The organism is Flavivirga abyssicola (genome assembly GCF_030540775.2).
GTDB classification, from domain to species: domain Bacteria; phylum Bacteroidota; class Bacteroidia; order Flavobacteriales; family Flavobacteriaceae; genus Flavivirga; species Flavivirga abyssicola.
The window spans coordinates 538,858-565,396 of sequence record NZ_CP141266.1; the positions used below are offsets into that span (position 1 = coordinate 538,858).

General features: G+C 33.2%; 17 protein-coding genes, 1 tRNA gene and 1 pseudogene. 7 read left to right on the forward strand and 12 right to left on the reverse strand.

The features are described 5' to 3' along the window. The first annotated feature begins 305 nt into the window (after positions 1 to 305). The 3 genes from Q4Q34_RS01935 to Q4Q34_RS01945 are packed head-to-tail and all read left to right on the forward strand — an operon-like array spanning position 306 to position 5,338. Positions 306 to 1,463, forward strand: a complete 1,158-nt coding sequence (locus Q4Q34_RS01935) for a mandelate racemase/muconate lactonizing enzyme family protein (RefSeq protein WP_303317220.1) — start codon at positions 306 to 308, stop codon at positions 1,461 to 1,463. Between the two features lie 28 nt (positions 1,464 to 1,491). Next, positions 1,492 to 2,982 (forward strand): sulfatase, encoded by a 1,491-nt coding sequence (locus Q4Q34_RS01940; protein ID WP_303317219.1) that lies wholly within the window; start codon positions 1,492 to 1,494, stop codon positions 2,980 to 2,982. Positions 2,983 to 3,040: 58 nt separating this feature from the next. Continuing rightward, the gene (locus tag Q4Q34_RS01945) at positions 3,041 to 5,338 is read left to right on the forward strand and encodes a sulfatase-like hydrolase/transferase (RefSeq protein ID WP_303317218.1); all 2,298 of its coding nucleotides are present in this window, start codon (positions 3,041 to 3,043) and stop codon (positions 5,336 to 5,338) included. Between the two features lie 372 nt (positions 5,339 to 5,710). Here the strand turns inward: Q4Q34_RS01945 and Q4Q34_RS01950 are convergent. From Q4Q34_RS01950 to Q4Q34_RS01995, 10 genes are all read right to left on the reverse strand, one after another. Beyond that, positions 5,711 to 5,785 (reverse strand) — tRNA-Pro (locus Q4Q34_RS01950). A gap of 262 nt (positions 5,786 to 6,047) precedes the next feature. After that, positions 6,048 to 7,307, reverse strand: coding sequence for an MGH1-like glycoside hydrolase domain-containing protein (locus Q4Q34_RS01955; RefSeq protein ID WP_303317217.1), 1,260 nt, complete (start codon positions 7,305 to 7,307; stop codon positions 6,048 to 6,050). 171 nt (positions 7,308 to 7,478) lie between these two features. Further along, a complete protein-coding gene (locus Q4Q34_RS01960) occupies positions 7,479 to 9,350 on the reverse strand; it encodes a glycoside hydrolase family 36 protein (protein WP_303317216.1) in 1,872 nt (623 codons plus the stop codon). Between the two features lie 35 nt (positions 9,351 to 9,385). Next, positions 9,386 to 9,835, reverse strand: a complete 450-nt coding sequence (locus Q4Q34_RS01965) for a TonB-dependent receptor plug domain-containing protein (protein WP_303317215.1) — start codon at positions 9,833 to 9,835, stop codon at positions 9,386 to 9,388. A 10-nt stretch (positions 9,836 to 9,845) separates the two neighbouring features. Further along, positions 9,846 to 11,249: a TlpA family protein disulfide reductase gene (locus Q4Q34_RS01970; protein ID WP_303317214.1), complete on the reverse strand. Its 1,404-nt coding sequence runs from the start codon at positions 11,247 to 11,249 to the stop codon at positions 9,846 to 9,848. Positions 11,250 to 11,260: 11 nt separating this feature from the next. Beyond that, a complete protein-coding gene (locus Q4Q34_RS01975; protein WP_303317213.1) occupies positions 11,261 to 13,768 on the reverse strand; it encodes a zinc-dependent metalloprotease in 2,508 nt (835 codons plus the stop codon). A 159-nt stretch (positions 13,769 to 13,927) separates the two neighbouring features. Next, complete coding sequence (locus tag Q4Q34_RS01980; protein WP_303317212.1) at positions 13,928 to 14,692, reverse strand: hypothetical protein; 765 nt, start codon at positions 14,690 to 14,692, stop codon at positions 13,928 to 13,930. 16 nt (positions 14,693 to 14,708) lie between these two features. Then, positions 14,709 to 16,259, reverse strand: a complete 1,551-nt coding sequence (locus Q4Q34_RS01985; RefSeq protein ID WP_303317211.1) for a RagB/SusD family nutrient uptake outer membrane protein — start codon at positions 16,257 to 16,259, stop codon at positions 14,709 to 14,711. A gap of 4 nt (positions 16,260 to 16,263) precedes the next feature. Next, positions 16,264 to 19,788, reverse strand: coding sequence for a SusC/RagA family TonB-linked outer membrane protein (locus tag Q4Q34_RS01990; RefSeq protein ID WP_303317210.1), 3,525 nt, complete (start codon positions 19,786 to 19,788; stop codon positions 16,264 to 16,266). 160 nt (positions 19,789 to 19,948) lie between these two features. Beyond that, on the reverse strand, positions 19,949 to 21,097 hold the full coding sequence (locus Q4Q34_RS01995; protein ID WP_303317209.1) for a FecR family protein: 1,149 nt from the start codon (positions 21,095 to 21,097) through the stop codon (positions 19,949 to 19,951). A gap of 129 nt (positions 21,098 to 21,226) precedes the next feature. Here Q4Q34_RS01995 and Q4Q34_RS02000 point away from each other — a divergent pair, with 129 nt between their 5' ends. Beyond that, entirely contained in the window at positions 21,227 to 21,823 is a 597-nt protein-coding gene (locus Q4Q34_RS02000) for an RNA polymerase sigma factor (protein WP_303317208.1), read from the forward strand. Positions 21,824 to 22,419: 596 nt separating this feature from the next. On the opposite strand, the gene trxB is transcribed toward Q4Q34_RS02000, so the two are convergent. Together trxB and Q4Q34_RS02010 are read right to left on the reverse strand one after the other, a co-directional pair. Further along, positions 22,420 to 23,400, reverse strand: coding sequence for a thioredoxin-disulfide reductase (gene trxB / locus Q4Q34_RS02005; RefSeq protein WP_303317207.1), 981 nt, complete (start codon positions 23,398 to 23,400; stop codon positions 22,420 to 22,422). Between the two features lie 541 nt (positions 23,401 to 23,941). Beyond that, positions 23,942 to 24,137 (reverse strand): annotated as a pseudogene (locus Q4Q34_RS02010) (anaerobic ribonucleoside-triphosphate reductase); the annotation flags it as partial. A 235-nt stretch (positions 24,138 to 24,372) separates the two neighbouring features. Here Q4Q34_RS02010 and Q4Q34_RS02015 point away from each other — a divergent pair. The 3 genes from Q4Q34_RS02015 (at position 24,373) to Q4Q34_RS02025 (ending at position 26,268) form a co-directional block, all read left to right on the forward strand. Beyond that, positions 24,373 to 24,948 (forward strand): Crp/Fnr family transcriptional regulator, encoded by a 576-nt coding sequence (locus tag Q4Q34_RS02015; protein ID WP_303317205.1) that lies wholly within the window; start codon positions 24,373 to 24,375, stop codon positions 24,946 to 24,948. Positions 24,949 to 25,015: 67 nt separating this feature from the next. Next, on the forward strand, positions 25,016 to 25,615 hold the full coding sequence (locus Q4Q34_RS02020; RefSeq protein ID WP_303317204.1) for a sugar O-acetyltransferase: 600 nt from the start codon (positions 25,016 to 25,018) through the stop codon (positions 25,613 to 25,615). Positions 25,616 to 25,620: 5 nt separating this feature from the next. Beyond that, complete coding sequence (locus Q4Q34_RS02025; protein ID WP_303317203.1) at positions 25,621 to 26,268, forward strand: HAD family hydrolase; 648 nt, start codon at positions 25,621 to 25,623, stop codon at positions 26,266 to 26,268. Positions 26,269 to 26,539 lie beyond the last annotated feature (271 nt).

The following is a 26,539-nucleotide window of genomic DNA, read 5'->3' on the forward strand; positions in this document are numbered from 1 at the left end:
TTTATCATTCCACTTTCAGTTATTGTGTTTTTTGAAATTGATTTAACGAGTATTGTATGAGTATTTGTATATTTAGTTGCGTATAAAAAAATCAAGATTCGTTGGTGGAGTGCTAATTTTATTGAGGGATTATTAATTATAATAATTCCAATAATTATTTGTTGCTCAATTAAGATGGAGGTTTTAGTCCAAAACTTATGCTTAAAGCAGTTATAACCTTTTTAGAATTTTTATTTTATACTATTTAGGTTGGAAAAGCAGAACGTATCGTTTCAAAAGAATAATATTAAAATTCATATTTATAAATGAAAATAACGGCAGTAAAACCATATCCGATTAATGTTGGATCAGGAAGTCAATTAGTTGTTAAAATAGAAACAGATTCTGGAATTTATGGATGGGGAGCTTCTGGTTTGTCGGGAAGAGAACATGCCGTAGTAGGAGCCTTGAAACATTACGCCCCATTAATTATAGGTAGAGACCCTATGGAAATTGGAGCTATTTGGCAAGATTTATATAGAGGACAATATTTTGAAGGTGGTCGTGTGTTAACCGCTGCAATATCAGCTATAGATATAGCGCTTCACGATATAAAAGGTAAAAAGCTAGAAGTTCCTGTATATGAATTACTCGGAGGGAAACAGCGTGATTTTGTGGAGTGTTTTGCTTCAGTGCGTTTTTCAACTTTAGACACATTATTAAATCAATCCAAAAAATTAGTGAGTGAAGGGTGGAATATGTTAAGATTAGCACCAGCTGAGTTTGAAGATCAAGAAGACATATCAAGATTTGAGCCACGAGAATCCATTGCACTTTTAGCAGATTGGATGATTAAACTTCGAGAGTTAGTCGGTAAAAAAATAACCATAGGGTTAGATTATCATACAAGATTAACAGCGGCTGAAACCTATTCTTTTATGAAACGTATGCCAGAGGGGACTTTAGATTTTATAGAAGAACCTATTCGAGATGAAAACCCTGAAGCTTATGAAAGCTTACGAAACATGATAGATATTCCATTCGCTATAGGTGAGGAGTTTTCAAGTAAGTGGCAATTTTTACCATTTATAGAGCGAAATATTACTCAATATGCAAGAATTGATGTCTGTAATGTTGGAGGTATTACAGAAGCGATGAAAGTAGCTTCAATGGCAGAATCGCATTATATAGATTTAATGCCTCATAACCCATTAGGTCCTATTTGTACCGCTGCAACTATTCACGTAGCTGCCGCTTGTCCTAATTTTAGCTGGTTAGAAGAGGTAAATACAGGAGCCCATGTTTCTACGAATGATCCAAAATTTTATCCGGTGCAACCTAAATTAGCTGGTCCAAGATACCCTGTTTTAGATACTCCAGGTCTTGGGGTAGATGTCAATGAAGAATTTATAAAAGAAAACAAATTTATCCCAGTAGAAATTCCAAGATTAAGGCGAAATGATGGTTCTTTTACGAATTGGTAGCAAGATAAAATATTGTAGTTTAGTATCCATGAGATTTTACACAGTGGTATTTTTGGTTTTTTTATGCTTTAGCTGCGATTCGACGCACAGAAATAAAAAACCTAATGTCATTCTATTTGTGGTAGACGACTTAGGATGGACAGATTTATCATCCTTTGGGAGCGATTTGTATCAAACCCCCAACGTTGATAAATTAGTAGCTAATGGAGTAAAATTTACAAATGCATATGCATCTTGTACTGTTTGCTCACCATCTCGATCTAGTATAATGACAGGCAAGTATCCAGCTAGAATTAATTGTACTGATTGGATTGCAGGTCATCAGAAACCATTTGCCAAAATGAAAGTTCCCGATTGGACAAAACAGGTTAACCTTGATGAGATTACCTTGGCAGAAGCCTTGAAAAATGAAGGTTATAACACAATTCACTTAGGGAAGTGGCATCTTGGGGAAGAAGATAAGTATTGGCCAGAAAACCAGGGGTTCGATATCAATATTGGTGGGTGGGCTAAAGGAGCACCACAGAAAAGAAAAGAAAGTAATGGCTATTTCTCTCCATATGGCAACCCTAGATTAAAAGATGGCACTGAAAACGAATATCTTACTGAAAGGTTAGCTTCAGAAGCTGTTCAATATTTAGAATCAAATCGAGATTCAGATTCTCCTTTTTTTATGAATTTTTGGTTTTATAACGTTCATACACCACTTCAGGCTAAACAAGAAAAGATAGATAAATACAAAGCACAAATTACGGAGATAACCAATCATAAAAATGCGACTTACGCAGCTATGGTAGAACACATGGATGATGCAGTAGGAAATATTATAAGCAAATTGAAGGAATTGGATATTCTAGACAATACCCTTATAATTTTTACAAGTGATAACGGCGGATTAATAGGTAATTATGGATCTAGAGAACAAGTAACTTCAAATTTCCCTCTTAGGTCTGGAAAAGGAGATATGTATGAAGGTGGTGTACGCGTACCTTTTATTGTGCAATGGCCAAATAAAATTCTCAAAGGAAAAACTGTAGACATACCGTTGATTTCTCCAGATATATACCCAACAATTTTAGGGTTAACAGAAACTATGGGTAATACAGCGCATAATAAAAATATGGATGGTGTAGATTTTTCAAAAGTTTTAATGGCTGAAGACAAATTAGATAGAGCATCTATTTTTTGGCATTATCCACACTACCATTTAGAAGGAGCAAAACCATATAGTGCTATTAGAAAAGGACATTGGAAACTTATCGAAACTTTTGAAAACGATGGTTTAGAGCTTTATAATTTAAAGGAAGATATTGGTGAAACAAAAGACTTAGTTCTTGATAATCCTAAAAAAGTTGCAGAGTTGATGAAGGATTTAAATGCGTGGAGAACTAAAGTAAATGCTCAAATACCAGAAGAGAATCCAAACTTTAACGAAGATTTTAAAGACATTTATAAAAAGGGAAAGTGGGTAAACAAGTCTGATGACGAATTTTTACAGTACCTTAAAATATCTAATTAAACAAGTCCAGAAGGAGCATTAGATTTCACTTTCAAAAAATTTAGAAAAACAATTTCAAATGAAAAAAAATCAAATATTTTATTTTTTAAAAGTGATAACTAAATATTTCTTGTTGCTCGCTGTATGCTGTTTGTTGGGGTGTGAATCTTCAAAAAAACAATCGAAACAAAAGCAACCTAACATTATTTTGATAATGGCTGACGATTTAGGTTTTGAGTGTATTGAAAGTTATGGAAGTACTTCATATAAAACACCCAATATAAATAAACTAGCAGAAACAGGCATACAGTTTAATAACGCTTATGCACAACCCCTATGCACGCCTACAAGGGTTGAACTAATGACTGGTAAATACAATTTTAGAAACTGGAAAGCTTTTGGGATTTTAGATCCAAATGAAAAAACATTTGGACATCTCATGCAAGATGCTGGCTATAAAACATGTATTGTAGGTAAATGGCAATTACAGAGTTATGATACCATTGGACATCCAGGAGCAAAATACAGAAGAGGTTCGGGTATGAAAGTTGGTGATGCTGGTTTTGATGAATATTGTTTGTGGCATACAGGGCATCAAGAAGACAAAGGGTCTAGATATCCTAACCCTAAGATTTTACAAAATGGAACCTTTTTAGAAGGCGTAAAAGATAAATATGGGCCAGATATTTTTTCAGATTATTTAAATGAATTTGTCAATAAACAAGATGATAAACCATTTTTTATCTATTATCCAATGGCTTTAACTCATGATCCTTTTTCTCCAACTCCAGATAGCGAGGCATGGTCAGATTATGACCAAAGATTTGAAGACCATCCAAAGCATTTTGGAGATATGATAGAGTATATGGATAAAATAGTTGGTAAAATTGTAAATAATTTAGATGAAAAAGGGATTAGAAATGAAACGCTTATTCTTTTTTATTCTGATAATGGCACGCATCAAAAGGTAACCTCATTATTAAATAACAAACCGTATAAAGGAGGTAAAGGCTTAACAATAGAATCGGGTATTAAAGTTCCATTTATTGCAAATTGGTCTGGTAAAATTAAACATGGAGTAAAAATAGATGAGTATATAAGTGCAGTTGATTTTTTACCAACAGTTTTAGATGCAGCAGGAGTTGAAGTTTCTACTATATCCCAAACAGATGGACAAAGTTTTATGTCTGCACTTAAAGGAGAGACAAGTGATAGAAGGGATTGGGTGTATATTGGTTACAACCCAAAACCAGGGATTGGGAAAGAACGGTTTGATCTGCATGAATTTACTCTAAATTCTAAATATAAATTATACAGCGATGGCCGTTTTTACAATACACAAAATGATGTTTTAGAAGAGAATGAATTAGACGATGAAACTATTTCAGATTATGAAAAATCAATACAAAAGAAGTTTAAGAACATATTAGATTCATTAAATAAGTATCCACCTTATGGTTATATTGATCGTTTAGATGCATCTATTGATGATATTATTGCTAAAAATGTAAAAATTGAACTAGTAGCCAGAGGTTTTAATTGGTCTGAAGGCCCCGTTTGGTTACCTAAAGAAAAGAAGCTCCTTTTTTCTGATGTGCCTGAAAATAAAATCTATGAATGGAGTGAAAAAGATGATTTACAGGTTTATATATCGCCTTCAGGATATACAGGTTCAAATAAAAACATCACTAAAGGCTCTAATGGATTATCGCTTGATGCAGATGGAAATCTAGTTTTATGTCAAGTCGGAGATAGACGTATTAGTAAGCTTAAAAGTCTCTCTAATCCAAACCAGCCAGAGTTTGAGCCCGTAGTTACCCATTATAAAGGCAAAAGATTTAACTCACCTAATGATTTAGTATATGATAAAAAAGGAAACCTATATTTTACAGATCCTTCTTTTGGATTAAGAGAAAAGAAAAGTGAGATAGGGTTTAATGGTGTTTATTTTTTTGGTAAAAATGGAAATCTCATTCTATTGGATAAAACCATTGATAAACCTAATGGTATTGCTGTATCCCATAATGGAAAGATCCTTTATGTGGCAGATTCTAATTCCGATAGACCATCCATTTGGGCATTTGATATTGTATCAGAAGGTGTTGTAAAAAATAAAAGACGCTTTTTTGATGCTACAAAAGCTTTAAATGGAAGCATAGATAAGCAAAAAGCTGATGGAATGAAGTTGGATAGTAAAGGAAACATTTTTCTGGCAGGTCCAGGAGGTGTTCTTATTATAAATCCGGAAGGAAAGCATTTAGGAACTATAACATTAGATAAATCTACTGGAAATTGTGAGTTTACAGATGATGAAAAATACCTTTTTATTACTTGTGATAATTATTTAATGCGTGTTGAATTAAAACCAAAATTGTAGAGAACATAATCGACATGAATATAGAACATTAACGTATTCTAAGATAAAACCAAATATTTAAGTATAAAATCAGTTGAAGCTCATATTATCAAAGCTTTTGGAATATTGCGTGAAACAATTGGTCACAAAGTGCAAAGTATTTTGTTTTTACTCTTTGGAACAAACGTAATAAATGCAAATCAAACTTAACCGCTATATTTTGACTTGAGATTATTAATTTCATTTAAAACACCTTACTTAGTCGATGACATGATTTAGATGATCCTTTTACATCACATTTGTTGCAAATTAAAGCGTTGCTTTAATTTATCTAAAGCAAAAAAACTTGTTTAAGAAAGTATACTTTCTACACAAGTTCTTCACTTTAGTTTGTCGGGATGACAGGATTTGAACCTGCGACCACACGGCCCCCAGCCGTGTACGCTAACCGGACTGCGCCACATCCCGAATAATATTAATTTAAGTTTCAAATAACGTGTTTTTTAGCAAAAAAGTAAAAACTTTTTGCTAAAATTTTAGCGTGTATTATTTTCTATATCCAAATTAAGTAGATGTAATGCTTTTACTGAAAATAAGGAGTTTTAAAAGACCTATAATTACTCCTGTTGAAACTTGAGTTCATTTCATAAATAAAACAGTGTAAAACTATTCTAAATCAATCATAGTTTTACACTGTTTTAAAGTGATTTTGTTTAATAAATTATAATCTCTATTCTATATCTAAAAGCATCCAATTATCATTTACTACGCCGTCCAAAATATTTTCAACACATAAATTCCAACTAATAAAACCTACTATTTTTCCATCTTTATCTACATGATCGTGACTTGGTGCTAAAGGCGCTCCCGAATCGGCATGATAGTTCTCGTGCATTGTGTCATATTTTTCAATATCATTTAATAACAGTGTTCCTAAAGTTTCGCCTAACCAATTTAATTCTTCATCAAAGCCATATTTTTTTAAACCAATTGAATAAATATAATTTGCTATAGGCCATACTGGACCTTGCCAATTGGAAAATGGTACTATTATATTTTTATTATTGTAATTAGGATCTTGAGCAGATAAAGACCTATATCCATATTTAGCTTTCATGTGATCTGAATGAATCAAGTATTTTTTTATCGTTTTTTTTCCTGCTTCTTGAGGCGCTAATCCTGCTAAAAGTGGCACAAAAGACGAGTAACTTACTCTTTTATAAAAATTACCAGTTTCCCTATCAACGGTGTAGTATACACTATCATCTTGAGACCATAAAACCTTGTTGATGGCAGTTTTAAGCATTTTTGCTTTTTGTGTATAGTTTTTAGCATCTTCTTCCTTACCTAATTGTTTTGCAATTGCTGCTTGGGCCAAATATTCTTTATACTGCCATGTACTAGCATCTGGAGCAAGGAAAGAACGTGTGTCTTTCATAAAATAGTTCATTGCAGGGTTATTATCTGCACCACTTTGCATAGCAATATCCCAGAAAAAGAGTCCTGTTAAGCTATCTTGTTGCGTTTTTTCTCTGTATTCTAAAACTTTTTTTAATTTATTGTAATGCGGTTTTATCCAACTAAAATCATTTAATTTTTTTGATGACAAATATACCCCTTGTGATAAAAAAGGCTTCATTGCAAATTTACCGAAAATAGCACGAGGGCCATTCGTGGTAGCACATCCAGAAACATACCCTTCTTCATCTATGCCAAGAATAAGATTTAATGCCCAATATTTTAAATATTCAGGTTTCCCCTTACTTACAAAGTAGTTTCCCATAAAAAAACCATCCCAATCCCACATTTGTTTATAAAAACCAGCAGGAATTAAATAAGGATATTCTAGATAGCCTTCAGCTGGTTGAATAACTCGGGTACTTAGTGTATTGTATTTTGTTTTTAAGTTTAAATGAATATTTTTTAAAGCTTCTTTGTTCATGATAGGTATTTCATTTGTTGTTTCAATGCTTGTTTCTTTTTGTTTCATACAACTCAAGCATAGTCCTAGTAGCAAGGCAATACATAATTTTTTAGTCATTGTGATTATTAATTATTGGTTTATCTAATCGCTGTAATCGTGAAGAGTATTATCAGTCTAGCCTTTTTTAAACAGTTCATTACATTAAAGAATTATAATGAGCAAAAGTCTATCTGCACATTATCGAAATTTAATATTTGTCATACCAGATGCTGGTAATTCTAAACTATTTAACCCTTTTTTGAAATTTGTTTTGCCTTCAAAAATAATTTTGCCTTTACAATCTTTTACCGTAACGTAAGCAGGCCTTTTGTTACCTAAACTAAAAGCAATAGTATGGGTCGTTTTGGCATTAATAATGTCTATCACGTTTATGTTTTGTTTAACTTCTATACTAATATCTTCATAAACCGTAGAAATTTGCTTGTCATTTTTTAAAGCTGTTAAAATAGGATAATTAGCTCCCGGGTTTGATGGTATAAAGTCCCCTTCAATTAGTATATGCTTATTAGTATTCCAATACTTAAACCAATGTTCTATCATTTCTAAATGGTTTTTGGGTATGGTATTTAATTTTACAGATAGTTGTGGAACACTATATAAAATATTTAAAATTTGAAGTGCTGCTTGCTCTACGGTTTCTTCTGGTCTCCAAATAAACATATCGCTATGTACAGCTGTATTTTGTGCCATAATGCGTAAGTTGGTAACTTCAATTTTGTTTGCTACGGCATTGTTTGGGGCATCTACACCTCTAAACATATTTCCGTATTTACGCATTAAAGGACCAATATAGGACTGTCTAAATTCAATTAAAACATCTGGTTTTAGTGCAGTGAGCTTAGTCGTTATTTCTGTCATCAAATAATCTGTAGCAGCATTAACACTCGCAAAATCTCTGCCGTCATCCGTAGTAAGTTTGGTATTTCCATTAGCAGTAAACCAACCCATAAAATCAAGTTTAAAGCCGTCAAGATTCCAATCTTGCATTGCTTTTACGTATGTATTAACTATATACTCTCTAACTTCTGGATAACGTGGGTCTAGAACGTAAGTCCCTTGACTTCTCCAATAGCGTAAATATTTCCCTTTAAATTTAGCATGATTTTTCGCCTTTTCTCCCATAAAGGGTAATGAGTACCAGAGTATAAACTTCATACCTTCTTTATGGACGTTCTCCACAAATTTTTTCATTTCAGGGATTCTATCGGGTGTCCAATCGCCAGTATGGGCATAACCACGGTTACTATCGTTAGTTTGCCAACCATCATCTACAATTACAGCAGCACAACCTAAAGACTTTGCTATTTTACATTCGGCTACAATCTCATCTGCTGTAATATTTTGATGGTAACTATACCAAGTTGAATACATAGGTTTTTTTGCTGCATCTGGAACTTGCATAGGTTTGTATGACGGATTGTTTGCCCACCAACTAGCTACATCGTCTATACTTTTGTAATAGGGTATGGTTCTGGTATCTATTAATAATTTTACCTTATAGCTTTTTGTTTTGGGCATTTTCTCTCTGAAGAGTTTTATCTTTGGATAAAAATGTACATCCTCTTCTTTAACCTGACATTCAAAGTCTGATCTATTTAATGCATCAGATAGTGCCATTGTAATTCTGTTATCTAATGCATTATTGTAGAAAGCTAAAACAGGTGCATTACTTGATGCTTTTGCTGAAAAACCACTACGGTAGTAGTTCACTTTGTCTATGGCTCTGCCAGGATTCCAAAAACCATTAATACTTAACGATGGGAAATTAAAGGTAATGGTTGTAGGTTTTAATTCTGAAGGTGTTTCAGCAGAAAAATTGAAGGTTACAATTTTAACACCAGGTTCAAGTGTTTTTACCCTTTTATCAACTTTAAAACTCCCTAAATCGCCCTCAATTTTTATACTATCTGAAAGGATTTTCAATGGTTTTATCGTTTCAGCACTGGTTATTTGATAATCTAATTTAGAATCTTCCTTACAAGAACATAGTACCCCAAAAATAATAGCAAGAAGTATAACATTTGTTTTTAATTGCTTATTTATCATCATGTTTTTAGCACTTGAAATTATATTTTATGGGGCTTTTATTCTTTTAATATTATTTCTATGACACCAGCACCACCTCTTGAGCCATAAAATGAAGCTTGACTCCCTTTTAGAACACGAATGGATTGTATTTGGTTAGGTATTATGTTGTAAAAGACACTTCTAATACCGTAACCCATAACAGTACCGTTTACTAAAAAAAGTGGTTGAGAACTTCCTGTATTAACGGTATTAACGCCTCTTATTATTATGGACGCATCAGCTCCAGAACCTTCAATAAGTACTCCAGATACTTTGCTCAGCATATCGACAATATTCTGGGTATCAGATTCTAAACTATTGGGTTTTACATCAACAGACGCTGAGGTATTTGCATTACCAGTATTTTTTTTAGTGGTAATTTCTTTAGAGGTATTGCATTGAAACAGTAAAAATGTACTGAATACAAGTAATAAAATATATTGAATATGCTGTGTTCTACTTTTCATAACTATATATTTATTTCCCAGCAATGATTTTATCTAAGTAATCTGTTTCTATAATTTCTGAAGGTTGTTTTGCATTTGCTGAAATGATGTTTCCAGACGTATCAAAAAGCATAAAACGTGGTATGCCAGTAATACCATAGTTTTTCATTATTTCTGAATTATTAGCATCATCAGCTATCAATTGAATGCCTCCTAACTGTTTTTCATCAACAAATTTACGCCACTTATCTTTGCTAGAATCTACTGAAATACTTACAAATGCGATATTAGCATCATGGTATTTTTTTTCTAATTGCTCCAAAAATGGAATTTGTCTTTTACAAGGTCCGCACCAAGTTGCCCACATATCAACATATACATATTTTCCTCTTAAGTCCTTAAAAGATGTGGTCCCTCCTTTATGATTTTCAAACTCAAAAGGAAAACCTGGGTTGCCTTTAACAAGTCGTTTCGCTGTTTTATATTTTTTTTCAATCTTATTAAGCGCTGAAGAGTCAGTTAAAGATTCAGTAATTCCGACATATAAAACATCTAAATTTTTCACATCTGGATTAATATATCTTGACATACTTTCTAACAAGTAATTTTTGATGTTTTTACTTTGTAATGATTTTATTTTAGTGAAGACTGTATTCAAGGTATCTGGGTGATCCAAATTTGTGACTCTTGGATAGTAAGAATAAGATAAAAATTTGTATACAGATAATACTCGATAATCAGCGGAATGCTCAAAATCAGTTGCATTATCATAATCAATAGTTTTGGTTATATTTTTTATGGTTTCACTCGCTTCAAAATCAGGATTATTTGTGTATTTCCTATGAAGTCGTTCGTATTCGCTTAACTTGAATTTATAGTAATAATCTAAATCTCGTTTTTCGAATTCATAAAATTTTGGATACACATCTTTTAATGGCTCTAAAAGCTTTAATATTTCTTTGTTTACGTCTGAAAACAACGATATATATTTAGCTTCATCATATTTTATATAAGTCCTAAAACTAGGCACGAGCTTTTTTTTCTTCCGTTTTTTTTCTAAAAAGTAGTCATTGATAGAGGTATTACTACCTGAAAAGACAATCGGTGTATTTCTATCCTTAGGATTAAAAATAAGGTTCAAGCTATCAGCAGGTTGTAAATAAATGGATTTACCATAAAAATTATAAATACCAGCAGTATTCATGTAAATGGTATCTATAAATGTTTTATCTTCATTTAGGGTAATATTTTTTTCTAAATTATCCCCAATACTAGAGTGTTTTCTGGAAATGGGAACTTTAGTTTCATCAAAGTTTTCAACTTTACCTGTTATTATAGCATAATTAACTTCTTTTTTGTTGCAGGATAAGCATAGTAAAAAACTAATAACGGCAACAAATAGCATATTGTTTTTAAGTGTTTCTTTTGTATTCATTTTATTAAATTTTATTTATCTATTTCTAAAATATGGTCTATACGCTCCACAATATCTTCTAAATGGTACTTACTAATTTTGTCCGATACTTTTGGGATTGCTCTTCTAATGCTTTGTTTTAAACGCCTTAGCTCACCTTTAGCAACCGATGGAATATCTGATTGACTGGTAAATATTGGTGTCGATTTTGATGGATTATATCTTGATTTACTTTCGCTTTTAGCGGTAATTAAATAAGCTAGCCTTTCTACATGGGCTTTTTGAAGATTTCTACGGTATACATCAATCTTAGAAGCGGCGTATAGTTCTTTCCATAAACCATTTCTTAAATCACCCATAATATCTGTGATTTTATAGGCGTTATTACCATTTATGGCTTCATTTTCAATACTTCTTGCTAAATGTCTTGGTGCTAAAATTCGATTTAACGTTCTAACTTGAACCCCTCTAATTCTATCTATATACCCAGAGGCTTCAATCTTATTAAAAATATCGGGATCAATAAGCCATTTGGGAGTTTTAAATAATTGGTCTTGGATGAAATTTAAACATTTTTTTTGGTGCGTTTTATCTACATGTGTGTACACAGCACCTGCTTGTTCAAAGGTTTTGTAATCTTCATATATACCACCAATATTATTAACTACATGCCCCATATAACGACTGTATTGTTTTATTAATTGATCATAGATTTCTTTTAAATCGTCATAGTCTTCACTGTCTTTGGCTAACCAAATTCTAAGGTTTGGCACAATTCTTTTCAAGTTTTTAATGCCATAGTTACTGGCTTTTATAGCATCGTTTCCTAAATCTTCAGTCTGTGAGCTAGGGTCTATAATTTCTATATCTGCGTATTGTTGTGCACCAAAGCGATATAAGGGATCTCCTGTATGTTTTAATATCCATTTATTTAAGGTGCCTTTTTCATTTTCTGCAGAGGTATTCAGGATAGGGCGATATCCCCAGTTTATTGAATACTTATCATACACTCCAATTTTAGGATACAAATAAACATCTTTATCTTCTGGCTGTGCTATATAATTAAATCTGGCATAATCCATTATAGATGGTGCTGTACCATATTTTTTTGTGAATGTAGCAGACCTTAAAGAATCTACTGGGTAAGCACTGCTACTGCCCATGTTATGTGGGAGTCCTAAAGTATGTCCTACCTCATGAGAAGACACAAACCGTATTAGTGTCCCCATGACCTCATCTTTAAATTTTGCACTTCTGGCGTCGGGGTTTATAGCTGCTGTTTGCACAAAAAACCAATTATGAACAAGTGTCATGATATTATGATACCAATTAATATCTGATTCTAAAATCTCACCACTACGTGGGTCACTTACATGTGGGCCATTGGCATTTGGAATATTAGAGGCTAAATATCTTACTACAGAATAACGCACATCTTCTGGAGACCACTCAGGGTCTTCTTCTGGCGTTGGTGGTTCCTTGGCTATTATAGCATTTTTAAAACCAGCATCTTCAAAAGCTACTTGCCAATCTTCAATCCCTGCTTTTATGTATGGAACCCATTTTTTAGGAGTAGCTCTATCTATGTAATACACAATCTGTTTTTTAGGTTCGACCAATTCTCCTCTTTTGAATTTTTCGATATCCTCATCCTTTACTTCTAATCGCCACCTATCTATATAAGTAACTGTTTTACTTTTATGTGCTTCAAGTCCAAAATCTACTTGTCTACTATTAAACCAGCCTACGCGCTCATCAAAATAGCGCCTTTTCATTGGTTTTTTTGGTAGTAGTATCATAGAATTATTCATCTCTACTGAAACTGCCCCTAAACTTTTATTACTTGGTGCATTACCAGCAGGATACGTTTTTACGTGTCTTGCTTCAATATTTAAAGGGTAACTTTTAATGGATTCTATAAAACTTCTGCTAGCATCCAGTCTCCCTATTTTATAGGCTTTTTTTTGCCCTGACGTAACGTTTAATGTATTAACGTCTGAAGTGAATAGTTTAGTAACATCTATAACCGTGGCAGGGTGTAACGAGTTTTTTTTATTATAAGCTTTAATATCAAAAGCATAGAGTATAGGCTCAAAATTAGAATTGACTACAGATTCGTAAATAGGTAAGGAGTCTGCCGCTACATTTCTATGGGATACCACACGCAATAATATTTTTTTATTTTTTTTCTCCCAACGTAGCATTTGTGTATTGTTCTTATTCCCACCAAAGTCAATACCTGTGGCAGTTTTAGCGATTCGTGTTACCATAAGCATCTCTCTGCCTAATAATGAGTCTTGAATTTCATAGAAATAACTCTCACCAATTTTATGAACATCAAAAAGGCCTGTATCTGTTTTTGCTTCTTTGGTTATTACCTTATCATAAGGTTTTATAGCGTCTTTTTTTGGTTTAGGTTTTTTGATAGTGTCTTTTTGTTCAGTCTTTTTCTTTTTTTTCTTAAAAAGCTGAGCTTCTGCAGTATTGGTTAGACATAAAGCAAAAAGTAATGACAAAAGAATGGTGATCTTGTATTTCATTTTTTTATGATAGATTTTTGAAAAGGATTTTGGTTAAAACTGGATAGTAGTCTAGAAAAAAGGAAGCTGGCGTGTTGTACCAACCTCCTTTTCAGACAAACTCAAAATAAACTAAAACTAAACTAATTCAATTTAGATTTTTTATATATGTTTCTGTTTTTAAAAAATACAGTAATTAAGATTTGGTGTTTCATCTACAAAAGCAGTATTATTAGGATAACTAACTTCACTTAAAACAACCTCGCCATCAGGATTTAATAACTGAAAACGTACTTCGCTTGTCCAGAATTCGCCATCACCATCAAAGGAAATAGTCATTTCTGAAGCTCCTGGACTTACATCAAAAGGAAAGTCAATATCGGCTCTACCTGGTCCCGCATTGGTAAAGTTTTGTGCAACACCATCTACAGTTATTGTTACAAATGGTGTTCCTGCTGTGTACGCCCAACCATCACCAAAAGTATCTCGAGTTCTTAAAATCCATGTGCCTGGAGATGGTCCAGTTACAGGACAAAATAATGACATATTTAAAGTGACGCTTGCTGGATTATTTACAGAATCACCATCAATGATTAGGGTTAAAACCTCACCAGTACTATCTATAGCATCACCAGCTTCTATCTGTATATTTCCTTGGTTTTCACCTTGCGCTATAGTTATTTGAGACGCTATATTATAAGCATTAGCTGTATATGTACTATTCTCTTCATCTACAGTTACACTAAATGTTTCGGTAGAGGATAAAGGAAATGAATGAAAAACTGGGATACTAAAATTACCAGTTTCTCCAAGAGTGACTGTAAAGTCATATTCATCATTAGCCACGTCTATAAATGCAAACTTATTATTTGTAAAATCTATATTTTCTTCACATGACAATACTAGTAGTGTAGTTGCCAATAATAAAAATTTTATTTTTTTCATCTTAGAATGTGTTATGTTAATCAATATTATTATTTAAACGAGATTCTATTTCTGGAATTGGATACGTCCACAGTGGATCACCCGCTGGTACTTCCAATAGTGTGGGTCTAGTAGTATCATGATTAGCATCTGTTCTATCCAATGGCAGGTTATTTCGTTTTAAATCTAGAAAACGGAACCCTTCTCCCCAAAGCTCTAATCTTCGGTACAGCCAAATTTCTTCTAAAAGATCCTGCCCCGTATTAGTAGACAACACAGCATTTGCATCTCTATTACTATTTAGTTCAAACAACGTCATTGCTGCAGTACCATCATCACCATTACGTTGTTGTGCTTCTGCTTTTATTAAAAGCATTTCTGCAGCACGCATTGCTGGGGTGTCACCTTGTTGAAGGTTTCCTCGTCTCCAATCTCTCGCCTTAAATTTAAAAGCATGATAAGGTACTTTCTGGTGACTACCAAAAGCAGTAAAAGGGTCTCCATTCTCATCTATATCTTGAAACCTGTCATCTCCTGGGATGTCTCTACTAAAATTTGCTAATCGAATATCTGTATCAGAAATAGTTACTACATCATCATAAAGTGTTGACAAAATACGTTTTGGATTTTCTCTAACGTGTCCAGAATTTCCATTCCATGTCATATTCACGAAAAAATGTCCAAAAAAGTTAGCATTAAAAAGTTCCCTAGGCCATGCCCATAGCCATTCTTGGTTAGAGACATCATTAAACCCAGTTAAGTAATCTGCATTTTCCATTAGTGGAAATCCTGCTAAAGCAGCATCTGCCATAGTTATAGCTAAATCCCAATCTTCTTGTATTAAAGCAACACGCGCCATAATACCTTGAGCTATATTTTTGTTTATGTAGTATTTACTATCTCTTTCTTCAGTAAGTAAATCTATAGCTCTTTCTAAATCTGAGTTTATAAGGGTATAGGTTTCTCCAACTGTAGATCTAGGTGCTGTGTCTTGAGTAGAGGTTGTATAAATTACAGGACCTAACTGCGTGTTCTCTGTACCTGCAACATAACGATCTCCAAAAAGTTGTACTAAATGCAAATACGCGAAAGCTCTAACGGTTAGCGTTTGCCCTTTAATGTTATCTTTTATTGAATCGGGACCAGATGTACCATCTATATTATCTAGTATTAAATTGGCTTGATTTATAATAGCATAGGAATGTGCCCAAGCCATTTCTACAAGACCACTTTCAGCACCCGTTAACATTTCCCAAGTATAGGCGTCTTGATACCTTATATCAAAAGAAAGGTCACCTGCTACAAAAGGAATATCTTCACCTAGAAAATCCATTTGCACAAGTTGTATTGGGTAGCCTCCTCTTTCTTGACTATTTATTGTTGCCGATTGAGAGGTTACAACTCTATTGGTCATAGAGCCTATTAACCCATCTAAGGCTAATTGAGCATTTTCCACATTGCCTAAAATAACACCATTAGAAGGTGCATCCTTATTGATGTTTTCTAAAAAATCTTCTGAGCAAGAAGCAGTAAAAATTACCGCTAAACAGATTGCAATTTTTTTTATGTGTTTTATTGTTCTTTTCATGATTCTAAAATTTAAAATTAACACCTAAGCTGAAGATACGTCCTGGGGTAAACCTTGTTAATCCTTGTCCACCACTAACGTTTCCATTGATACCTTTCTTAGTACTAAAAAATGCCAAGTTCTCTCCAGTTACATATATGTTAGCAGCTTTCATATTTATCTTTTCGACAAGATTTTTAGGGAATCGCCAATTTAGAGTGACTCGCCTTAATACCATGTTATCACGCTTTATAAGCCACCTATCTGATTGCCCTGTGACATGTCCGGCGTGTGTAGCTCCTAAATCGAATCTTGGAATATCTGTGATATCTCCAGGTTTTTGCCATGCATTTAAAATGTCTCTGGAAGCTGAACTACCTGCCGTAGGATGTAGGAATGTTCTAGACGGTTGATCTATAATATAGCCTCCTAACTGGTAGGATAGTAGTGCTGCTAAGCTAAAGCCTTTATACCTAAGGGTATTGGTAATCCCTCCAAAAAGATCTGGTGTTGAATTTTTTCCAGTTCTATGCCTTTGTGCAACGGCTCTGTTAGGTGTTAAGGTGTCTTGACCTACAATAATATCTCTATTTTCACGGTAAAGCCTAGGTTCTCTAAGTCCACGATATAGAGGATCTCCGTTAGCTGGGTTAACTCCAACATAATTACGACGATACCATTCAAACAACTGTCGTCCTTCAGTTAAAATCCTTGAGCCTAAATCAATTGGTTCGCCATTGGCTAGTTTGGTAACTTCTGTATCTGTTGTTGCTATATTTACGTTAAGATTCCAAGTAAAATCTTTGGCTCTAATAATATCACCTTGTAATTGTACTTCTACTCCTTTATTTACAATCTCACCGATATTTAAACTTAAAACAGGAGTATCGTCTATAAAGGATGGTCTTGGTAAGCCTAACGACGGTGCAAATGGTACATTGAATATTAAATCTCTAGATGTTTTTTGGTAGTATTCTACAGTACCAGAAATTCTGTTTTTTAATACATTAAATTCTAAGCCAAGATCTAGTGTTTCCTGTCCTTCCCAAACTAGGTCTGGTGCACCAGGTGTACCAGGAACATAACCAGGATTAACAATATTACCACCTCGTTTAAATGTGGCTTGAGAGACGTAAGATGAGAGGCCGCCTGTGTTTCCAGCTGTTCCTATAGACGCTCTTAATTTTAAAAAATCTATCCATTTTACATTATCCATAAAAGATTCTGAGCTGATATTCCACCCTAAACCTACGGAGTAGAATTCTCCCCATCTGTTTTTTTCACTTAGTATAGAAGATCCATCACTTCTATATGAAAATGAGGCTAGATATTTGTTTTTAAAATTATAATTTAATCTAGTGAAATAACTTTCTAGTGAAAATTCATCTAGATTGGAATCTAAGGTAAACCTATCGTCTAATGTTTCTGGAGTACCAACTATTTCTGGGTCAAAATTTGAAAACTCGATGTTGCCATCAAAAATTTGATTTTCTTGTCTTGCAAAAAGATATTCACTTGTTCTTTGAAAACTTTCATGACCTAGTAATACGCTAAAATCATGGTCTCCAAAACTTTTATCATAGGTTAACAATTGATTAAACGTAATAGCTCTTGATACGTTGTAACTTCTAGATGCATTTCTATCTATTGGTAATCTTGAAAAGGCAAAGGCTCTATTTTGTCTGTTATATAAATCTACACCAACACCCGTTCTGAGTTTTAAGTTTTTAGTAAAGTTAATTTCTAAAAAACCTCTGGAAGACAATACGGTAGCTGTATTTTTAGAATCATCTAACCCTGCTGTTCTAATAGGGTGAACTCCCGCTTGAAAAGCTCTTCGTCCACTTCTAATACCAAATGCATCAGGATATATTTCTTGACCATTACTGTCCAACTCTTGTGCGCCTAAATCAAACTCTGGGTTTCCACTTGCATCTAGTACTCTATTGCCGTTTTCATCTAATAAATAAACAGGGTATATAGGCGCTATTGTTCTTGAAAAAGCTAATAAACTTGCATTGTTGCCATCAGCACCACTGTCTAGTGTAATATTGTGTGATGCATTGATGTTGAAGCCTACATTAAGCCAGTCAGTAGCTTGAGAATTCAAATTTAACCTAGCGTTAAAACGCTCAAAAGAAGAACCTACAACAAAGCCGTCTTCTTTGGTATACCCAACAGAAGCAAAGTAGTTTGATTTTTGATTCCCAGCAGATACATCAAAACCATAATTTTTTCTAAATGCTAGAGGCGTAGCCGAAGCCCACCAATCTAAATCGTTTGGATTTACAAGTAATTGGGCATTGGGATTAAGTACTCCATCCGTACCTACCAACTGATCATCAGGAACATCATAGATATTATATCCTAAGGTATTTATAAGATTATTTGTAGCGAATTGTGAGGCGTCTTGTTCACTGAATCCTGCAGTTACTTGACGATTTCTAAGACCTGTCCACATTAACTCATAATATTCCTTACTATTAAGTGAATTGTCAAGTGGGATAGCAGATGTTACAACCCCTTCTTGTAATCTTAAATTGAATGTAGCTTTTTGCCCCCTCCCTTTTTTAGTTGTAATTAAGATGACACCATTGGCTGCTCTAGATCCATAAAGTGCTGTTGCAGAGGCATCTTTTAAAACTGAAACACTCTCAATATTATCAGGATCAAGAGCAGCTAGAGGGTCGGTAGCATCGGTAGTATCAAATACACCACTAAATGCACCTACATCATAAGGAAAACCATCTATAACGTAAAGTGGACTAGAGGCATTAAGTCTTGCAGAGCCTACACCACGTATTATAATTTCTGGACTTGAACCAGGAGCACCTGAAGTCGCAAAAGTTTGTAGACCAGGTATAGTACCTACAAGCGCATTAGTTATATTTGTTACTGGTCGTTCTGCGAAATCTTCTGATTTTATAACAGCTACTGATCCTACTAAAGATTGTCTTTTAGAAGTTCCGTATGCTACAACTATTGTTTCCTCTAAAGCCTCAATGGAATCTTCCATAACAACATCAATAACCTTTGAATCTCCAACTAATAATGTCGTGACTTTTTTACCAAGGTAATTAAAGACCAGTTTTTGGCCTTTTTCTGCAATAATTCTGTAGCCTCCATCAAAATCGGTAAGTGTCCCTCTATTTATACCTTGGACTGACACGGTTACACCGCTCATAGGCAATCCATTCTCATCGATTACTACTCCAGTAATAGGTTCTTGCAAAGGAGACAGATTACGCTCCTTTAAAACAATGGTTCTATTGGGAGCTAATTCATAATACAAATTACCAAAGGCTAGGCTTTTAACTAATAAATCATGTGCATTTATTAGTCCTTTTTTCACTTCAATCTCAGGTGCATCTATAAAAGCATCCGATCTGTAAGCAAACCTGTAATCTGTTTGCGTTCTTATAATTTCAAAAACTTCATCTACAGTAAGAGTTCTGTCCGACTTAATTTCAATTTTTACATCTTGAGAAAATAGGTCTCCGGAAGAGAAACTAAATGCTGCAGTGCAAAACAAGAGTATAAATGTTCTCATAATGAAATTAATAATCTCTTTTCTTTTTAGGAAAAGAACTTGGTTAGTTTTTATTTCCATAAATTTGTTATGTGTTAGTTAATTAATAATTGATTAATACGTACCAGAGGGAAATACAGGTTTGTAGTGTGAGAATTCCGAACCTTGTTTCCTTCTTTTTTTATTTAAAAATAATAATGTTGTTTTTTATGTCATAAGCTATGTTATTTGAGTTAGTTATTATTGAAAGTATATCTTCTATTTTTTGATCCTTACCTAAAACCCCTGTAAACTCTATAGTTTCTATCTCTGGATTTGTAAAGATAGCTTCTGTATCATACCATCTTGATAAGGTTTTCATAATATCTTTTAGGGGTAATTTTTTAAAACTGAAAATACCATTTTTCCATGCTATAGCTTCAGAAACATTTGCTTCTACAATGCTTATTTCTGGAGAATTATTATTTACGATAGATTGATAATTTGGAGAAAGTAACTTCGTATTGATTTTATTGTTTATTGAAACACTGCCTTCTATAAGTGTGGTAAATGTGCTATCTTCATCATCATAGGCTTTAATATTAAATTTAGTCCCTAAAACTTCTATATCTTGTAACTTTGAATGGACTATAAATTTTGAACCATCATTTTTACTACTGGAAGTAACCTCAAAATAAGCTTCTCCGTAAACTAATTCTACTGTTCTAGGATTGCCTTTAATAAAGTTTACAGGATATTTTAATTTTGAATCTGAATTCAACCATACTTTGGTGCCATCTGATAATTGGACCGTATACTGTCCGCCTCTGGGTATGGTTAAATAGTTATAAGCCGTTTCATTTACATCATCTTTTTGGTGGTATATTAATTGATTACCATCGCTCTTTATGTATTCTGATTCGTATGATTTATTTTTTTCTAAAATAATTTCATCTCCTCCATTTATAGTTAATATAGCTTTGTTGGAACCTGCTCTAATGGTCTCTTCTGATAGTTTAGGGCTGTTGGTTAATACAGGATCTGTATTTTTATTAAGAAATGGAATGGTTAACAAAACTGCCATAATAGCAACGACGGCATATTTACTGAATTGTTTTATACGTTGTATCCTTAAATTCTTTTTAAGTTTTTTCTTTACGTTTAATTTTGCCTTTTCTAAATCAAAATCATCCATACTTAGTGCAATTAAATATTCTGTTTTTGCAAATCGATTAAAAGTTTCTATATTTTTTTCGTTTCTCAGCCATAAATCTAGTGTGATTAGCTCTTCATGGCTGGCTTCCTTATTAAGAAACTTTACAATAATTAATTCTATTTTTGTCTTTTCCATCCTGCTTGTTCTATTACATATGATACAAAAAAATGCCTCCCCCCTTTCTTTTTTATCATTTTTTTGTTATTTTTTTTTAGATTTGTTAATGATTTAGTTAAATTTATTACAAATTTTTCATTATAGGTTTTGGATTTTAACAATAATAAATACTTGTCGGCAAGGTTAAAATTAGGGGATGAAAAGGCCTATGATTTTTTAATGGATGTGTATTATAAAAAGCTATGTTCCTATGCGCGTTCTTTAACTAATGACAAAGAAAAAGCTGAAGATATTGTTCAAAACGTAATGGTGAACATTTGGAATTCCCGTAAAAAAATAGAGTATAATGTTTCAATAAATAGCTATTTATATAAATCGGTTTATAATGAGTTTTTAAGTGAATTTCGAAAGAATGCAAAAGTTATTTATTTAGAAAAGAAATATTTAGAAGCTATTGATTTAGTTATGGAAGACAATGATTTGGATATTGATGTTTTAATGAATGTCGTAAACAAAGAAATAGATAAGCTACCATCTAAATGCAAAGAAGTATTTGTTTTGAATAAGAGACAAGGCTTAACACATACTGAAATTTCCGAGCATTTAAATATTTCAATTAAAACTATTGAAGGCCATATGACTAGGGCTTTTAAAATTTTAAATGAAAAACTTAGTAAAAAAATGAAACCTATCCTTTTTTTGCTTTTTGGGTTTAAAGATGACTTGAATAAAGCAATACGTTAGATCATTAAATGTTACATGCCATATAGGAGTTTCAAAGAAAACAATTCCATAAACAGCATTTTTCTATAACATTACTTTAACTCGATTTAATTTTTTTTATAAAAATAATATTAAGTCAATGATTTTTAGTCGTTTGTCATTTCGACAGAGCGAAGTATGAGCGACGAGAAATCTCATAAGGAAGGGAACAATAAAAAACACAAAAGAGGTCTAAAAAGTGTCATTCTGAATATTACCGAGAAACAAAATATATTTTGTTTCGAAGGTATCAGCGAAGCTGTGAAGAATCTCTTTTAAAATAAACAGCTCTGATTATGAGCGGAATAAGATTCTTCGCGTTGCTCTGAATGACAAAATTAATCACTTTTTAGACCTCTTTTATATCATACCATTTCATATGAGAACTGGTATAAAATAAATTTCTTTAACTAACGTGAATCTTGGATAAGAAAATTTATGTCAGTTAGAGTGATTTTTGCAAAAAATCGTATCGAAAATAAATAAATTTTCGACAAAAGAAGCTTCTCGATACATCCCGAAGCAAGTTCGGGACACTCGAAGTGACATCTTGAACTCTCAAACAAGATTCACGTTAACTAGTTATAATTTGAAGTAGACACTTCAAAATTAGAGTCTTTAGCTGCCAAATAACGTTCAGCATCTAAAGCTGCCATACAACCTGTCCCAGCTGCGGTAACCGCTTGTCTGTAAACATGATCTGCTGCATCACCAGATACAAATACACCTTCTATATTTGTTTTAGATGTTCCTGGTTTATTAATAATATACCCTGTTTCATCTAAATCTAAAAAGCCTTTAAAAATATCGGTATTGGGTTTATGTCCTATAGCCACAAAAAATCCTGTAGCAGGAATTTCATGTTTTTCATTCGTTTTATTATTAAAAACTCTTACGCCGGTTACCACTTGACCATCACCTAAAACCTCATCTGTTTCGGTATTGAAAAGAATCTCTATATTCTCTGTATTCTTAACTCTGGCAGCCATAATTTTAGATGCTCTAAACTCATCTCGTCTAACCAACATAGTAACTTTAGTACATAGTTTAGATAAATAATGAGCTTCTTCACATGCAGAATCTCCTGCTCCTACTATAACGACTTCTTGATTTCTATAAAAGAATCCATCACATACAGCACATGCAGATACACCTCCACCCAATTTTAAATATTTCTGTTCAGAATCCAAACCTAAATATTTGGCTGAAGCTCCTGTAGAAATAATAACCGTATCACAATGAATTTCTTTGGTATCATTAACCCATACCTTATGCACATCTCCAGAAAAATCAACTTTTGTAACCCAACCATCTCGCACATCTGTTTCAAAACGCTCTGCTTGCTTTTGCAATTCAATCATCATTTCTGGCCCGGTTATACCGTTAGGGTATCCTGGGAAATTTTCAACTTCATTAGTTGTTGTTAATTGACCTCCAGGTTGCGTGCCTTGGTACAAAACAGGCGACATATTAGCCCTAGCTGCATAAATGGCTGCTGTATAACCAGCAGGTCCCGAACCTATAATTAAGCATTTAATCTTTTCTATTGTATCAGACATAATCTTTGTTAATTTTAATCAAAGCAAAAGTAGAATATTTGATTAAATCCTTACATATATTTTATCAACAGTTTTTATGAAAAGATAGAATTTGATTATAAGAGCGCTTATTACTACAAAAAAACTTGTTGTGAGTCAAATAAGTTTGCTTCCCCCAGAACTGCCAAAAAAGACAGTTCTGACTTATCCGAAGAAGCCCTATATCATTGGAAGCCCTAACGCAAAACGTCGAGGCATTCTTTATATTAACGAGCTTTTAAATATACATTTTTCAATGGTCATATTTAACATTATGTTCATAAAAGCAATAAAGAATTTCTTGAAACGAACTATCCTCAAGGCAGGGCTATAGAAGTATTTCGCTCGTTTCATACCCAATCAAGTTGCCCACAAGGCTTGACCTTTGGATCAAAAACGAAATTCTGTTATTTAGATTCCCGTTCCTGTCTGCCATGCCTTTGGATTGGTAAACCGACAGCTACAATGTACCCACATCTTAAAAAAATCATTATTTACTTTTCTTTGCGCGTCCAAAGAAAAGTAACAAACCTGCTCCTTTATATTCCTCTATTAACTTACGATAGGCTATCTGATATTTCTGAATTTTATTTATTTCTGTTTTAAGACCTTTTCCTGTTTGAATCAAGCGATTCATATTTATTGTAATAACATCAATAGAGCCTGCTGCCCCTTGCTCCATGGGAATAACTAAACGTATTATAACTTATCTCATTTTTCTAAAATTTGATGACGAAATTGAGGAAGCTGCTAAATAAAATTGTAATTAAAAATACGTTTTAAAACAACGTGTCCTAAAAAAATTGCTTGAAACTTTTTTACTCAGAAAATCCTACGGATTTTCCTCTGGTTCGTTCCATTTTTATTAAGTTAGTTGTTTAATTACAAATTACCCTTATACCAGCCATTGTGATTAAACAAACAGATTACCCCGATTAAAAATTAGTATAAAAGATGGAGCTGAGCAAAATAGAAAATATAATAACTGGCATTAGAAAATATTATTCTGTATCAAATGATTCAATTAACAAAATAGCCAACCTGCTTACTGAAAATCATTTGCCTAAGCATCATTTATTAACAAAGGCTGGCTGCATTGATAATTCTGTTTACTTTATCGAAAAAGGCTGCACTAGGACTTACTTTTTAGTTGACGGGAAAGAAATTACAAATTGGTTTAGCAAGGAAGGCGATATAACATTTTCTTCAGATGCTTTATATCATAGGGCAAAAGGCATTGATTTTGTTGAGCTATTAGAAGATTCAACTATATTTTCAATGCCAATTACAGCATTAAATCATCTATATGAAACTGATATTGATATTGCAAATTGGTCTAGGGTAATTCATCAAGAAGTATTGCTAAAAATGCAAGCCTTGCGAATTGACCGATTATCCATATCATCAAAAGAACGTTACGAGAATTTTCTTAATGAGAACCCTAATTTAATTAATCGTGTTAATCTGGGATATATTGCTTCATATTTAGGGATGACACAACAGCATTTAAGTACTATTCGTGCAAGTTGATATATTTTAAGATAGATGAAAAAAATGCCGCTATATTATACTTACTTTTATGATTAAATAATAGTATATGAAAACAGAATTACAAAAGTGTTTAAGCGGAGAAACTTTTAATACATCAAATGAAGAAATACAAAACTTTATTCATTCAGCTAGGAGACTTACCAAGATATATAATACAACTCCAAGCACTGATTCTAAAAAGAGACATGAGATATTAAGCGAATTGTTTGAAAAGAAAGGCGACAATGTAAATATTGATACCCCTTTTTATTGTGACTATGGCAGACATATCTCCATTGGCAACAATGTGATTATTAATATCAATTGCACATTTGTTGACTGTAATAAAATTGAAATTGGAAACAATGTATTAATTGCATCAAATGTCCAAATCTATACTGCTACGCACTCACCCGATGTTAATGAAAGGCTTATAGAAAACTGGAATTACGAATCTGGAACACCTTATTTTAAAACCTATGCATTACCTGTTAAAATAGAAGATAACGTCTGGATTGGCGGCGGCGTTATTATCTTATCAGGCGTTACCATAGGTAAAAACTCCGTTATTGGAGCAGGGAGTATTGTTACAAAATCAATTCCTGAAGATTGTGTGGCAGTCGGAAACCCTTGTCGTGTGATTCGGAAAATCAATGAAAAAAAGTAAAGATTATGGAGAAGATTAAAGCTGTTATTTTTGACCTCGATGGTACCATAGGAGATACAGTTCCATTATGCATTCTTGCTTTCAGGAAATCTATAGAAACCCTTATAAACAGATCTGTATCCGACGAAGAAATCATAGCAACCTTCGGACCTTCAGAAGAGGGAACAATAATGGCATTGGCTCCTAATCATTATGAACAAGGAGTTGCTGATTATTTGCGCTACTATAAGATGTTTCACGATATCTGTCCAAACCCATTTCATGGAATAAAAGAATTACTTGATAGTCTTAAAGAAAAAGGTGTTCGTATTGCAATGGTTACTGGTAAAGGTAAGTACAGTACAGAAATATCTTTGGATAAGTTTGAATTGAAGAATTATTTTGAAATAATAGAAACAGGACATCTTGAAGGAGGTAGAAAACCAGAAGGCATACAAACGGTGTTAGATAGTTTTAATGAACTATCCAATCATGAGGTAGTTTATGTTGGTGATGCTCCGAGTGATATTACTGCTAGCAAAGAGGTTGGAGTTCCTGTCATTGCAGCAGCATGGTCGGATACCGTCAAGCCTGAAAGACTTGCTGAATTAAAACCAGATGAATTATTTTGCAGCATAGATGCTTTTGCAAACTGGATAAATCTGAAGATTTAATAGAAAGTACTACACACGACAAAGAACAGAGTTAAAAAAATGGGTGTTCTTTAGGTAACTGAAACCTAATCCAATTATTTATTTGAGTTTTTTGTTTGAAACCAAACGCACAAAAAACAAAAAACACTGATAATCATACAATTAACAGTGTTTTGATTTTACCTATTTCTAGGTTCGTCGGGGTGGCAGGATGATAGTTAAACTGCCACTATGCAGTAATATCAATACTTTACAAAATAGACCAAAAAGTGTTAACCGAATCGTGAACCTA

Excerpts from the sequence above, each read along its gene's own strand:
- Q4Q34_RS01955 (WP_303317217.1), bottom strand. The coding sequence starts at position 7,307 with ATGAAACAAAAAGAAACAAGCATTGAAACAACAAATGAAATACCTATC.
- Q4Q34_RS01960 (WP_303317216.1), bottom strand. The coding sequence starts at position 9,350 with ATGATGATAAATAAGCAATTAAAAACAAATGTTATACTTCTTGCTATT.
- Q4Q34_RS01985 (WP_303317211.1), bottom strand. The coding sequence starts at position 16,259 with ATGAAAAGAACAATAAAACACATAAAAAAAATTGCAATCTGTTTAGCG.
- Q4Q34_RS01940 (WP_303317219.1), top strand. The coding sequence starts at position 1,492 with ATGAGATTTTACACAGTGGTATTTTTGGTTTTTTTATGCTTTAGCTGC.
- Q4Q34_RS01970 (WP_303317214.1), bottom strand. The coding sequence starts at position 11,249 with ATGAATACAAAAGAAACACTTAAAAACAATATGCTATTTGTTGCCGTT.
- Q4Q34_RS01935 (WP_303317220.1), top strand. The coding sequence starts at position 306 with ATGAAAATAACGGCAGTAAAACCATATCCGATTAATGTTGGATCAGGA.
- Q4Q34_RS01980 (WP_303317212.1), bottom strand. The coding sequence starts at position 14,692 with ATGAAAAAAATAAAATTTTTATTATTGGCAACTACACTACTAGTATTG.
- Q4Q34_RS02025 (WP_303317203.1), top strand. The coding sequence starts at position 25,621 with ATGGAGAAGATTAAAGCTGTTATTTTTGACCTCGATGGTACCATAGGA.
- trxB (WP_303317207.1), bottom strand. The coding sequence starts at position 23,400 with ATGTCTGATACAATAGAAAAGATTAAATGCTTAATTATAGGTTCGGGA.
- Q4Q34_RS02020 (WP_303317204.1), top strand. The coding sequence starts at position 25,016 with ATGAAAACAGAATTACAAAAGTGTTTAAGCGGAGAAACTTTTAATACA.
- Q4Q34_RS01975 (WP_303317213.1), bottom strand. The coding sequence starts at position 13,768 with ATGAAATACAAGATCACCATTCTTTTGTCATTACTTTTTGCTTTATGT.
- Q4Q34_RS01995 (WP_303317209.1), bottom strand. The coding sequence starts at position 21,097 with ATGGAAAAGACAAAAATAGAATTAATTATTGTAAAGTTTCTTAATAAG.
- Q4Q34_RS02015 (WP_303317205.1), top strand. The coding sequence starts at position 24,373 with ATGGAGCTGAGCAAAATAGAAAATATAATAACTGGCATTAGAAAATAT.
- Q4Q34_RS01945 (WP_303317218.1), top strand. The coding sequence starts at position 3,041 with ATGAAAAAAAATCAAATATTTTATTTTTTAAAAGTGATAACTAAATAT.
- Q4Q34_RS01965 (WP_303317215.1), bottom strand. The coding sequence starts at position 9,835 with ATGAAAAGTAGAACACAGCATATTCAATATATTTTATTACTTGTATTC.
- Q4Q34_RS01990 (WP_303317210.1), bottom strand. The coding sequence starts at position 19,788 with ATGAGAACATTTATACTCTTGTTTTGCACTGCAGCATTTAGTTTCTCT.